Origin of the sequence: Micromonospora sp. LOL_015, from assembly GCF_048060275.1 — a bacterium.
Classification (GTDB): Bacteria; Actinomycetota; Actinomycetes; order Mycobacteriales; family Micromonosporaceae; genus Micromonospora_E.
In genome coordinates this window covers 123915-136821 of sequence record NZ_JBHMIO010000008.1, presented here as the reverse complement: position 1 = coordinate 136821, position 12907 = coordinate 123915, and the positions used below count along the sequence as shown (strand labels likewise).

General features: G+C 73.7%; 7 protein-coding genes. 3 read left to right on the top strand and 4 right to left on the bottom strand.

Features of this window, described 5'->3' with window-relative positions:
- Positions 1-41 precede the first annotated feature (41 nt).
- Positions 42-950 (top strand): hypothetical protein, encoded by a 909-nt coding sequence (locus ACFHWU_RS10565; RefSeq protein WP_416590394.1) that lies wholly within the window; start codon positions 42-44, stop codon positions 948-950.
- Between the two features lie 38 nt (positions 951-988).
- Here the strand turns inward: ACFHWU_RS10565 and ACFHWU_RS10560 are convergent, their stop codons facing one another.
- The gene (locus ACFHWU_RS10560) at positions 989-2152 is read right to left on the bottom strand and encodes an acyl-CoA dehydrogenase family protein (protein WP_416556037.1); all 1164 of its coding nucleotides are present in this window, start codon (positions 2150-2152) and stop codon (positions 989-991) included.
- A gap of 268 nt (positions 2153-2420) precedes the next feature.
- On the opposite strand from ACFHWU_RS10560, the gene ACFHWU_RS10555 reads away from it, so the two are divergent.
- Together ACFHWU_RS10555 and ACFHWU_RS10550 are read left to right on the top strand one after the other, a co-directional pair.
- Entirely contained in the window at positions 2421-3848 is a 1428-nt protein-coding gene (locus ACFHWU_RS10555) for a UDP-glucose dehydrogenase family protein (RefSeq protein WP_416567452.1), read from the top strand.
- Positions 3849-4014: 166 nt separating this feature from the next.
- Positions 4015-9111 carry an SCO7613 C-terminal domain-containing membrane protein gene (locus ACFHWU_RS10550; protein ID WP_416590393.1) on the top strand — a complete coding sequence of 1699 codons (5097 nt, stop codon included), beginning with the start codon at positions 4015-4017 and terminating at the stop codon, positions 9109-9111.
- A 40-nt stretch (positions 9112-9151) separates the two neighbouring features.
- Here the strand turns inward: ACFHWU_RS10550 and purE are convergent, their stop codons facing one another.
- From purE to ACFHWU_RS10535, 3 genes are read right to left on the bottom strand one after another with little or no spacing between them, the layout of a single operon-like run.
- Positions 9152-9646 carry a 5-(carboxyamino)imidazole ribonucleotide mutase gene (gene purE / locus ACFHWU_RS10545; protein ID WP_416556031.1) on the bottom strand — a complete coding sequence of 165 codons (495 nt, stop codon included), beginning with the start codon at positions 9644-9646 and terminating at the stop codon, positions 9152-9154.
- Entirely contained in the window at positions 9643-10812 is a 1170-nt protein-coding gene (locus ACFHWU_RS10540; RefSeq protein WP_416590392.1) for a 5-(carboxyamino)imidazole ribonucleotide synthase, read from the bottom strand. Before ACFHWU_RS10540 ends, purE begins: the two co-directional genes overlap by 4 nt.
- A gap of 12 nt (positions 10813-10824) precedes the next feature.
- Complete coding sequence (locus ACFHWU_RS10535; protein ID WP_416590414.1) at positions 10825-12858, bottom strand: thioredoxin domain-containing protein; 2034 nt, start codon at positions 12856-12858, stop codon at positions 10825-10827.
- Between the last annotated feature and the right edge of the window lie 49 nt (positions 12859-12907).

The following is a 12907-nucleotide window of genomic DNA, read 5'->3' as shown; positions in this document are numbered from 1 at the left end:
GGGTACCGTGCCGGAAGGCACCATCCCCGCGAGGAGGTCAGATGCGGCACCTGGGCTCGCTGATCCTGTCCCTGCTCCTCGCACCGGTGATCTGGTTCATCGCCGGGCTCGGCCTGAGCGAGTACGCGCTGGCCCGACGGGACGCGTACAGCGAACCACCGCTCGACGTGTTCATCGGGTTGGCCGCGCTCGCGGTCTGCGGGGTGTCGTACGCACTGTTGCTGCTACCCCGTTTGTCCCCGGTCGGGCCGGTGCTGGCCGGGGCGTCGTTCGTCGCAGTGTCGGTGTGGGCCACCGTCGACATCGTGGGGTTCTACGACACGATGCCGCGCCGGCTGCTCGGCACGGACTTCGTCCTCACGGCGCCGGCCGAAGGGCTCGCCGTGGTACTGGCCGTCCCGTTGTTGGCCACCGTGTTCAGCCCGCGTCGTTGGCGGGGTGAGCGGACGGTGGCGCTGTATGCCGGCGGACCACCACCGCAGGACGTGACGCGGACCGCCCCACTGCCCGGCCCCGGCGGGTACGGCGACCCGGGCGGATACGGCGGCGACGCCGGACCGTCGCCGTGGTCGGCCCAGCCGCCGACCGGCGATCCGGCTCGGACCATCGCGTTCCCGGCTGCCGCCAACCCGCCGCTGCGGCCAGCCCGATCGGCGACGGGTGCCGGGACCGACTCGGAGCACGACACGATGCGGCTGACCCCACCGGGGCACCGGCGAGACGATCCGACCGTCGTACTGCCCCAGGCGGCGGCGTTCGCACCGCCCCGTCCGGCGGGGACCGGCACCGACCCGGACGAGACCACCCGAATCAGCCAGCCGACCACCACCGACCCGGACGAGACCACCCAGATCAGCCAGTCGGACCAGACGGAGCGGATCGACCAGGCCGACGAGACCACGACGGTGCTGCCGGCCCGTCCCGGCGATGCCGGGAAGTCCCCGAGCTGAGGCCGGACCCGGAACCTCAGGTCCGGCCTCAGGTCAGGTCAGGGCGTCAGCAGCTGACGCGCCATCACGATCCGCTGCACCTGGTTCGTGCCCTCATAGATCTGAGTGATCTTGGCGTCCCGCATCATCCGCTCGACCGGGTAGTCCCGGGTGTAGCCGTACCCGCCGAGCAGTTGCACCGCGTCGGTGGTGATCTCCATGGCCGCGTCGGAGGCGAAACACTTCGCCGCCGCCCCGAAGAAGGTCAGGTCGGCGTCGGCGCGCTCCGACCGGGCGGCGGCGGCGTAGGTGATCTGCCGGGCCGCCTCCAGCTTCATGCCCATCTCCGCGATCATGAACTGGACGCCCTGGAAGTCGGCGATCGGCTTGCCGAACTGCTGGCGCTCCCGCACGTACCCGCGGGCGAAGTCGAGCGCGCCCTGCGCGATGCCGACGGCCTGGGCGGCGATCGTCACCCGGGTGTGGTCCAGGGTGCGCATCGCGGTGGCAAACCCGGTGCCCGGCTCGCCGATCATCCGGTCCGCCGGAATCCGGACATTGTCCAGGTAGACCTCGCAGGTCGGTGACCCCTTGATGCCGAGTTTCTTCTCCGGTGCGCCGAAACTCACCCCGGGGTCGGACTTCTCCACGACGAACGCGGAGATCCCCCGTGACCGGGCACCCGGCTCGGTGACCGCGAAGACCGTGTAGTACTCCGAGACACCGGCGTTGGTGATCCACCGCTTCACCCCGGTGAGCACCCAGTGGTCGCCGTCGCGCACCGCGCGGGTGGTCATCGACGCCGCGTCGCTGCCCGCCTCCGGCTCGGACAGGCAGTACGAGAACATCGCCGCCCCGGACGCCACCGGCCGCAGATAGCGCTCCTTCAACTGCTCCGAGCCGGCCAGCAACAACGGCATCGTGCCGAGCTTGTTGACCGCCGGGATCAACGATGAGGATGCGCAGGCCCGCGCGACCTCCTCGATGACGATCGCGGTGGCGAGGGCGTCGGCACCCGCCCCGCCGTACTGCTCCGGGACGTGCGGGGCGTGGAAGTCCGCCGCCCGTAACGCGTCGTAGGACGCGGTGGGAAACTGTGCGGTCTCGTCGGCCTCGGCGGCGTTGGGGGCGACCTTCGCGTCGCACACCTCCCGAACCGCTTCCCGGATCGCCGTGTGCTCCTCTGGTAACTGATAGACATCGAACGCCGGCCCGGACGTCATCACGCCCTCCCTCGCCTGGAGTGTTCCCTCGATATCCTGCTCGAGTGCGAGGATACCGGCGAGTAACGCCGACGTCGGTCGCCCCCACCCAGACATACGGACTATCGTCTGCCGGGCAGCCGATCGGCGGCTCTCAGCCGGGTCGGTCCCCACGGAAGCGGTATGCCGCGAACGTCAAAACCACGATGATTGGTGTCGAGCCCCCCGGCACCGGACCACCGAGTGCGACGCGACCACAGCGCCGCCAGCGCGAGCGGAGAATCAAGGCGTGACCATCCCGTACCCGAACATCCAGCCCGTCCCGGCCATCGCGGCGGTGACCCCGCCGTCCGGCGCCCCCCGCCCGCGCCTGACCTTCCTCGGCACCGGCTACCTCGGCGCGACCTACGCCATCTGCTTCGCCGAACTCGGCTACGAGGTGATCGGCTACGACGTCGACGCCGACAAGATCGCCAAGCTGTCCGCAGGTGAGGTGCCCTTCCACGAGCCGGGTCTGGACGAGTTGCTCAAGCGGAGCCTGGCCGCCGGGCGGTTGCGGTTCACCACGGACATGGCCGCCGCCGCCGATTTCGGCGACGTGCACTTCATCTGTGTGGGCACCCCGCAGCGGGCCGGCGCGATGGGCGCGGACCTGTCCTACGTCGAGGCGGCGGTCACCGGCCTGGCCCAACACCTGACCCGTAAGGCGTTGATCGTCGGCAAGTCCACCGTGCCGGTCGGCACCGCCGAGTGGATCGAGCAACTGGTCGGCAAGCACGCCTCGGCCGACCTGAGCGTCGAGGTGGCGTGGAGTCCGGAGTTCCTGCAGGAGGGCTTTGCCGTCGAGGACGTGCTGCGGCCGAACCGGATCGTGGTCGGGGTACGCAGCGAGTGGGCCAACGGCATGCTGTACGCCGCACACAAAGGGGTGTTCGACCTGGCCGCCACCGAGGACCGGGAGGTGCCGTTGGTAGTGACCGACTTCGCCACCGCCGAGCTGGTGAAGGTCGCGGCGAACGCGTTTCTGGCCACGAAGATCTCGTTCATCAACGCGATGGCCGAGGTGTGTGAGGTGGCCGGCGGCGACGTCACCCAGTTGGCCCGGGCGATCGGCTACGACCCGCGGATCGGCAACCGGTTCCTGCAAGCCGGGGTCGGGTTCGGTGGTGGCTGTCTGCCGAAGGACATCCGGGCGTTCCAGGCGCGGGCGCAGGAGCTCGGCGCGGGTGAGGCGTTGCGGTTCCTGCACGAGGTGGATCTGATCAACCAGCGGCGACGGTCCCGGGTGGTGCAGCTGGCGGCCGAGCTGCTGGGCCGCTGGTCCGGGCCGGCCGGGCCGGATCTGTCCGGCACGACGGTGGCGGTGCTCGGGGCGACCTTCAAACCCAACTCCGACGACGTCCGCGACGCGCCGTCGCTCGCGGTGGCTGCGATGCTGGCCAAGACCGGCGCGCAGGTGCGGGTCTTCGACCCCGAAGGCACGGAGAACGCCCGGCGGGCCCAGCCGGACCTGACCTACGTACCGTCGATGGTCGACGCGGTCCGCGACGCCGACCTGGTCTGCGTCCTGACCGAGTGGGCCGACTTCCGTAACGCCGACCCGGTGGCGTTGGGTGAGCTGGTCGCCGGCCGACGGGTGATCGACGGCCGGAACTGCCTCGATTCGACGTTGTGGACCGGCGCCGGCTGGCAGTACCGCGGTATGGGCCGCCCCTGAGCCCGGCACCGCCCGCGCCGAACCGGCCGGTTGTGGGGCCGTGACGGACCCACGACCGGTTTTTCTCCGATCTCCACGCCGCCTGGGGCTGTTCAACAGTTGCTTGGTTTAGGCATGCTTCGTAGGAAGTGGTCCACAGTGTGGTCCGGGCGTGGAGGAGGGTGCCATGAGTACGCCGTACCGCTGCGCCTCGTGCGGGCGAACCGTGCCGGCGGCGGCGACCTGCCCGCGGTGCGGTGCCGAGCAGCCGCAGTTCGCTGAGGACCTGGCCCGCATCGAGCGGTCCATCGCTGAGATGAAGGCCCGCGAACTCGCGCTGGCCAAAGAGCAGAAGCAGATGGCCAGCGATCTGCAGGCGGCGATCTTCCAGCGGGACATCCTGTCCACCGGCGGTGCCGCCGGTCGGCGTGGCCCGGGGCCCCGGGTCTCGGTCCGCCGCCGGGCCGGGCGTCGACCGCCGACCGCCGACCAGGGTACCGCCCCGCCGAAGTTCCCCCGGCAGAGTCCCAACCTAGCCGCCGACGACGACGCGCCACCGACCGGGCCACCACCGGGCTCTGAGCGTCCCGCCTCCGGCCCGCCCGGCTACCCGCCGGCCGCCGGTGACGACGATCCAACCCAGGTCCTGTCGTCGGACGGCACCCGACCGGAGGCGTCCGCCCAGTCGATCCAGAACGTCCTGCTCGGCCTCGGCGCGTTGATGGCGGTGGTGGTGTTCGCCGCCGTCGCCAACAGCGCGTTGCCCGACGTCACCCGGCTGAGCGTGCTGTTCGCCGGCACGCTACTGCTGCTCGCGGCCCCGCCCGCGGTCGCCGCCCGCGGGCTCACCTCCACCGCGGAGACGATCGCCGCCGTGGCGCTGGTCCTAGTCCCGATCGACGGCTACGCGATCTGGGCGACCGACGCCGTCCGGGCCGGCCCGGTCAGCCCGTCGGCGTTCGCCGGCCTCACCTTCGCCGTCACCGCGCTGGTCGCCGCCGGATACGCCGCCACGACCGGGCTGCGGCTGCCCCGGTACGGCATGGTGCTCGCGATCCAGCCGGTCGTGCCGCTGCTCGGTCAGGACCTGATCCGAGGGCCGGCCGGGTGGGCGTCGGCGCTCGCCGCGGTCGCCGTGCTCGACCTGCTGCTGGTCCGGCTGCTGAGCGGCTCCGGAAAGCTCGGCGCCAGCTGGCGGTCCGGGCCGCCAACGGTGGCACGACCCCGGCCGGACGCACCGGCCGGACCGGACGGCGGCAACCGGCCCGGCGACCGGGCCAGCGGGCCGGCACCGTCCGGCACCGGCTCCGACCGGCCGGAGAGCGCGCCGGAGGAGGCCGACGCCGTCGTCGAGGGCGAGCCTCCCGGTGGCGGCGACGGTGGCCGACAGCCGGGCTGGCTGCCGCCGGCACCCACGGCGGCCGTCCTCTGGCTACGCGACCTGATCTGGACCATGCACGGGCTGGCCGTCACCGCCGCGCTGCTGTTCGCTGTGGTGGCGGTGCTGCGCGCCGACACGGTGCCCGCCACGCTGGTCGCGGCGGCGGTGCTGCTGATCGCCGCCGGGGTCGGGCTCGTCGGCGGCTTCACCCTGGGCCACCCGCCGTTGCCGGACCTGGCCGCCGGCGTGTTCGCCCTGGCAGTCATCGGCGCGGCCAGCCGGGTCGCGGCGGTCGCCCTGCCGGGCCCGGCGCTGTTGTTGATCGCTGCCGTGGTCGCCGTCGCCGGGATCGGCGTACGGGCCCTGCCGGAGCAGGTCCGCCGTGGCCCGCAGCTCGCGGCGGCGGCCGCGTTGACCGTGCTCGGCGTACTCGTCGCCGGTGGTGCGCTGCGGGCGGCGCTGGCACCGGTCCGCGCCGCGTTACCCGCCTGGCAGGCCGACCTGGCCGGGTACCAGCAGAGCCTGGTGGACTACGCCGGGCCCGCCGACTGGCAGCTCGCCCTGGCCGCGCTGCTGATCACCATCGCGGCGGCGGTCGCCATGCCCGTCGACTGGCGTCGCGAGGCGACCGTCGTCGGCGTGACGCTGACCGCGCTGGCCGTACCGGCGTCCTTCGCCCTGCCCTGGTACGCCGCACCGTGGCTGCCGGTGCTCGCCGCCGTCGCGGTGGCCGGCACCGGTTTCCTCACCGACACCACCCGGGCCGCCCGGGTGCACGTGATCTGCGCGGCGGTGCTCGGCACCGCCGGTGCGGGCGCTGCGCTGGCCCGACCCGGCTCCACCGCTGCCGCCCTGCTGGTGCTGGCCGCCGCCGGCGTACTGATCGCCGTAGCCGGGACGCTGCCGGAGGTACGCCGCCGGCCCGCCGGGGACGCGGTCGGGGGTTGGGCCGCCGGCGGGGCCGCGTTCGCCCTGCCCGGTGGGGTGGCGGCGTTCGTCACCGCTCTGGTGCCGCCGCCGGGGCCGACCGCACTGGCCGTCCAGGAGACGACCGCCCCGATCCTGGCCGCCGGTTTCCTCGCGGTCTGCGGCACGCTCGGCTACTCGACGCTGGCGCAGGTGGCGGAACGGCAGATCCCCCGACCGTTGACCATCGGCACCGGGCTGGGGGCGCTCGCGGTCACCGCCGCGGCGTTCGGCTCGCCCGGGGCGGCCATCGCCGACGTGTGGGTCGCCGTCGGACTGCTGGTCGCCGCGGGGCTGCTGCTCATGGCGCCTTCGATCGACGCCGGCCGGCGGGCGGACCGGCTGCTCGACGGCCCCGACTACGCCGCGGCGGCGGCCACCGCCGCGCTGGTCGGCACGCTGGCCAGGGTCAGCGCGATCGTAGTACCCGGCACCGAACTGGTGGCCAGCGCGGCGCTGACCCTGCTGGTGGCGGTCGCCGTACGCGCCCTGCCCGAACACTGGCGACGCGGACCGGTCCTCGGCACCGCGGTCAGCGGTGGGGTCATCGCCGCCCTCGCCGGCTACACGGCGGTCGCCGGCGGCGTCCAGGCACTGGCCACTCCGGGCCAGCTCTGGCAGGCGGACCTGACCGCCTGGTCCACCGAGGTCGCCGCCAACTCTTGGCAGGTGCCGCTGGCCCTGGTGCTGCTCGCGCTGGCCGCCGCCGTCGCGCTGCCCCGACCCTGGTCGTTCCACGCCGCCGGCGTGCTGGTCGCGCTCGCCACCGTCGGCACCCCGGCGGCGCTCGGCCTGCCCTGGTGGTCGCCGATCGTGGTCGGCTGCCTGGTCGCGATCGGGTACGGGATCGTCTCGGTGGCCGCCAACGATCCACAGGCCGCCACCGCCCGGGCCGGCGTCGCCGTGGCGGTCGCCCTGTACGCCATCGGTGCCAGCCTGGTCCGTCCGTGGACCACCGCCGCCGCGCTCGGTGTCGTGGTACTGACGTGCGTGGTGGTGGCGGTACTCGCCCGGGTCGTCGCCACCGTGACGCTGGCCGATCGATCTGCTCACGCCGACCAGGCCGACCAGGCAGGTACCGGGCCGCCCGTCCCCGACCGGGAGTCGATGCCGGCGCACCTGGCGAAGATCGGTGGCGCGGCGACCGGGGCCGCGCTGCTGGCACTGCCCGGAGGGGTCGCCGCGCTGGCCGCCGCGCTCGGCTGGACCACGGAGATCGTGCTGACCGGGGCGTTGGCCGCCTCGGCGCTCGGCGTCGCCGTGCTGGCCATGGTCCGCCGCCGGGTCCCGCACTACCTGCCGTACGCCACCGTCGGGTTGGCCGCCGGCGCGACGGTCACCGCCCTCGCCTCGCTCCCGACCAGCCTGCCGACCGGCATGTACGCCGCCGGAGCCGCACTGCTCGGCGTACTCGCCGAACTGCTCCGGGCCGCCACCCCACCGCCGGTGGACCTGTCCCGGCCGAGTCGTCGATGGTCCGGACTCGGCGGCCGGTGGAGCCAGCCGGGGCCGCTGGAGATCGGCCAGGAGTGGGCGATCAGCCCGGTCAAGGGAGCGTTGGCGGCCGCCGCGCTGCCCACCGCGCTGGCCGTCGCGGCGGTGGCGCCGACGCTGGCCGCCGCACTGGTCGAGCCGTACCGCACCCTGACCGCAATCTGGCAGGGGCCACCGGCCAGGCTGCTCGACCCGCCGGCCGCCGCCGTGGATCCGACGAACGTGCTCGCGGCGCTGCTGCTCACCGTCGCGGCGGCGCTGGCCGCGACCGGGTTCAACACCGGCCAGCCGGGCCAGGCGGTTCCGGTGGTACTGCCCGGCGTGGCGATCACCCTGCTGATCACCCCGATGTCGTTCGGCGTCGGCTGGCCGGCGGGCACCATGGCGGCGCTACTGGTCTTCGCGGTCGCCATGGTCGGACTGGCGTTGACCGAACCGCCGCCGGACACCGAGCGGCACCGGCCGCTGCGCATCGCCCGCCGGCTGCTGTTCCTGATCGGCCTCGCCGCCGGTGGCGCCGGACTCGCCGGGGCGCTGGCCAACGATCAACTGACCGTCTTCACGCTGGGCAGCTCGGTGTGCGTCGGAGCGGTGTCCGCGTACGCCGGACGCAGCCAGCCGGCCCGGATCCTCGGCTGGCTGTTCGCCTCGGTGATGGCGCAGATGTTCGTGCTGACCATGGGCCTCGTCGCCGGTTTCCCGCCGAGCTGGTCGGCGTTCGGCGTACTCGCCGTCGGTGCCGGCCTGCTGTTGTCCGCGACCCGACTGCCCCGGCTCAGCCACCCCGAGGCGGTACGCGAGGCGGCGGTGGTCGAGTGGAGCAGCTACGCGGCCGCGCTGCTCGCGCTGGCCCTGGCGTACAACTCGGCCGCGCATCTGGCCGGGCTGCTGGCCGCCTGGGGTGCGGTGCTCGGGGTGACGGCCACCCGGCCTGGCCGCCGTGCGATGGAGCGCCGGGTGCTGTTCTGGCTGGCGGTCGGCTGCGAGATCACCGCCTGGTGGATGCTGATGCGGATCACCGACGTGGCGCTCACCGAGGCGTACACCTTGCCGTTCGCCGTCCTCGCCCTGCTGGTCGGGGTCCTCGAGCTGCGGCACCGGCCGGACCTCAGCAGTTGGACGGCGTACGGGCCGGCACTGGCCGCGGCGTTCCTGCCCACCCTGGTACTGGTGATCAGCTCGGGGGAGAACAGTTTCCGGCAGGTCCTGTTGCTGCTCGGTGCGGTCGGCACCCTGCTGGTCGGGGCGATGAGTCAGCAGCAGGCCCCGGTGGTGGTCGGTACGGTGGTCAGCGCGGTGACCGCGTTGCACGCGTTGACCTTCTTCGGTCCGTGGCTGGTGCTGATCCCGGTCGGGCTGGTGCTGCTGGCGCTCGGGGCCAGCAGCGAGTGGCGCCGGCAGACCCAGGATCGGGTGCGGGGCGCCCTGCGCGGCATGCGCTGAGGCCGGCCGCCGAGACCCGGCCGGGCCGACTCGGCTGGGGCTAGGTGGTGCCGCCGCGTTGCGCCTGCAGCGCGGCGTCCTTCGCGGCGACCAGCTCGACCAGCTCCTGCTGGTAGGCGAGCATCCGGGCGCGCAGCCCCGGGTCGGTGGCGGCGAGGATCCGTACCGCCAGCAGACCGGCGTTGCGGGCGCCACCGATCGACACCGTGGCCACCGGCACGCCCGCCGGCATCTGCACGATCGACAGCAGCGAGTCCATCCCGTCCAGGTGCTTCAACGGCACCGGCACCCCGATCACCGGCAGCGGGGTCGCCGAGGCGACCATGCCCGGCAGGTGCGCCGCGCCGCCCGCCCCGGCGATGATCACCTGGAGGCCACGGTCGGCGGCGGCGCCGGCATAGTCGAGCATGCCGTGCGGGGTACGGTGCGCCGAGATCACCCGCACCTCGTGCTCGACGTCGAACTCGGCGAGGGCCTCGGCGGCGGCTCGCATCGTCGGCCAGTCCGAGTCGCTGCCCATGATGACGCCGATCATCGGCCCTCCTGTAGCCAGCGGGCGGCCCGGGCGGCCCGGTTCCGGACGTCGGTGAGGTCCTCGCCGAGCACCGTCACGTGGCCGATCTTGCGGCCCGGCCGGACCTGTTTGCCGTACAGGTGGACCTTGGCGCCGGGGTCGGTCGCGAACAGGTGGTGCAGCCGCTCGTCGATGCCCATCCCGCCATCCGCGCCGCCAAGCACGTTGGCCATCACCACCGCCGGGGCGGTCAGCCCGGTGTCACCCATCGGATAGTCCAGGACCGCCCGCAGATGCTGCTCGAACTGGGAGGTACGGGCCCCCTCGATGGTCCAGTGCCCGGAATTGTGCGGCCGCATCGCCAGCTCGTTGACCACCAGGCCACCGGGCACCTCGAACAGCTCCACCGCCAGCAGCCCGACCACGCCGAGCGCGCTGGCCAGGTCGATAGCCAGCTGCTGGGCGGCCAGAGCGCGCGACTGCGGCAGGGCCGGAGCGGGCGCCAGCACCTCGACACAGATGCCGTCCCGTTGCACGGTCTCCGCCACCGGGTAGACCGCCAGCTGACCGAACGGCGAGCGGGCCACCTGTACCGCCAGCTCGCGGACCAGCTTCACCCGCTCCTCGGCGATCAGCTCCACTGCCGGGTCGGCCGACGGGCCGGCCGGGTCGAGCCCGGCGGCGACCAGCTCGTCCGGCGTGTCCAGCAACCACACCCCGCGGCCGTCGTAGCCGCCGCGCGCGGTCTTGACCACCACCGGCCAGCCGACCTCGGTGCCGAACTCGGCCAGCTCGTCGACCGAGCCGATCCGCCGCCAGCGCGGCACCGGGGCACCCAGCTCGGTCAGCCGCTGCCGCATCACCGCCTTGTCCTGGGCACACCGCAGCGCGTCGGCCCCCGGGTGGATCCGCACCCCGTCGGCGGCCAGCGCCCGGATGTGCTCACCCGGCACGTGCTCGTGGTCGAAGGTGACGACGTCGCAGCCCTTGGCGAAGGTACGCAGCGCGGCGAGGTCGGTGTGCTCGCCGTACTGCACGTCGGCGGCGACCAGGGCGGCGCCGTCCTCCGGCGTACGGGCCAGCACACGCAGCGACTGGCCGAGCGCGATCGCGGCCTGATGGGTCATCCGGGCGAGCTGCCCACCACCCACCATGCCGACGACGGGCAGTCCGGTACGGGTATCCATGGCGGCGACAGCCTAACCCAGCTGCGCGACCAGGTCCGCGACGGAGGTGACCGGCCGGTCGCAGACGAAGCCCCGGCAGACGTACGCGGTCGACGCCCCGCCGATCATCGGCCGGTCCGCCAGCAGCGGTACGCCGGCCTGGTCGGGACGGCCGGCCACCACCACCGCACCGGGCGGCGCGTGCCGCCGCGCCGCCCGTAGCAGCGGGTCACCGGTCGGGTCCTCGGTGACCACGGCGATCTCGTACGGACCGGAGAGCAACGCCTCGCCGACGGCGGCGGCGTAGCCGGTGAACCGGGCATGCCGGGCGACCACCGGCGCGACGGTGGCCAGCGCGGCCTCGGCGGCGGCCCGGTACTGCGGGGCGCCGCGCAGCGCCGCGTACCCGGTGAGCGCGGCGGCGGTGGCCGACAGCCCGGACGCGGTGGCGTTGTCGGTCGGGTCCGCCGGCCGGGCGACCAGTTGTTCGGCGTCGTCGGCGGTGTCGTAGAAGCCGCCGTTGTCGGCGGCGAACCGGGCCAACGCGACGTCCAGCAGCTCGCCGGCGAGATCCAGCCATCGGCGTTCCCCGGTGAGCTGGTGCAGCGCGCAGAACGCCTCGGCGAGGCAGCCGTAGTCCTCCAGCACCCCGTCTGGCGCGCCGACCAGACCGTCCCGGGAGACCCGGCGCAGCCGCCCGCCGACCAGGTGGGTACGGGCCAGATACGCCCCGGTCGCGACCGCCAGCTCGGCCGCCAGCTCAACGTCGCCGTCGGTACCGGCTGCGGCACCAGCCGGGGCGTCGGCACCAGTCAGGGCGTCGGTGGCGGTGGCGAACTCGACCAGTGCGGTGACGGCCAGGCCGTTCCAGGCGGTCACCGCCTTGTCGTCGCGGGCCGGCTGCGGCCGGCCCGACCGGGCCCGCCGCAGCGCCGCCCGGACCCGGTCCAGCTGCTCCGGCGGCGTGTCGTCGACGTCGCGGGCCAACCGAAGCACGCTGGTGCCGTGTTCGAAGGTGCCGTCGCCAGTCACCCCGTACAGGTCTGCCGCCCACCGGCCGTCGGCCTCGCCGAGGACCTCGATCAGCTGCTGCGGCGTCCACACGTAGCTGGCGCCTTCGACCCCGCCGGTGTCGGCGTCCAACGCGGAGGCGAACCCGCCACCGGGTACGGCGAGCGCCTCGGCGAGGAAGCGGACCGTCTCCCGGGCGATCCGACCGGCCATCCGGTCGCCGGTGAGCCGCCACAGCAGCGTGTAGACCCGCAGCAGCAGCGCGTTGTCGTAGAGCATCTTCTCGAAGTGCGGCACCGTCCAGGTGCCATCCACCGCGTACCGGGCGAAGCCCCCGGCGAGTTGGTCGTAGATGCCGCCCCGGGCCATCGCCTCGCAGGTGTGCTGGACGATCTCCAGGCTGTCGGCGGCGCCGGTGCGTTGATGATGCCGCAGCAGGAAGAGCAGGCTGAGATGCGGGGGGAACTTCGGTGCCCCGCCGAACCCGCCGTGCGTCGGGTCGTACTCCTTGCCCAGCGTCGCCGCGGCGGCGTCGAGCAGGTCGGCGGTCAACGGCGTGGTCGCCCCGCCGACCGCCTGCGCGCCGCCGACCGCCTCGGCTACCGCGGCCCCCTGGCGCAGCACGGCGTCGCGCTGGTCGCGCCAGGCGGCACCGACCGAGTGGAGCAGCCGGACGAAGTTCGCCTGCGGGACGTAGGTCCCGCAGAAGAACGGGGTGCCGTCGGCGGTGGCGAACACGGTCATCGGCCAGCCGCCCTGACCGGTCATCGCCTGGGTCGCGGCCAGGTAGACCGCGTCCACGTCGGGGCGTTCCTCCCGGTCCACTTTGATCGCGACGAAGTTGTCGTTGATCAACTGCCCGACCGCGTCGTCCTCGAACGACTCGTGCGCCATCACGTGGCACCAGTGGCAGGCCGCGTACCCGACCGAGATCAGCACCGGCACGTCCCGGCGGCGGGCCTCGTCGAACGCCTCCGGGCACCACGGCCACCAGTCGACCGGGTTGTCGGCATGCTGCTGCAGGTACGGGCTGGTTGCCTCACCGAGCCGGTTCACGCTGGGTCGCTCCTCGGGGTCGTGGCACGACTCCGACGGTGGGGGTCGC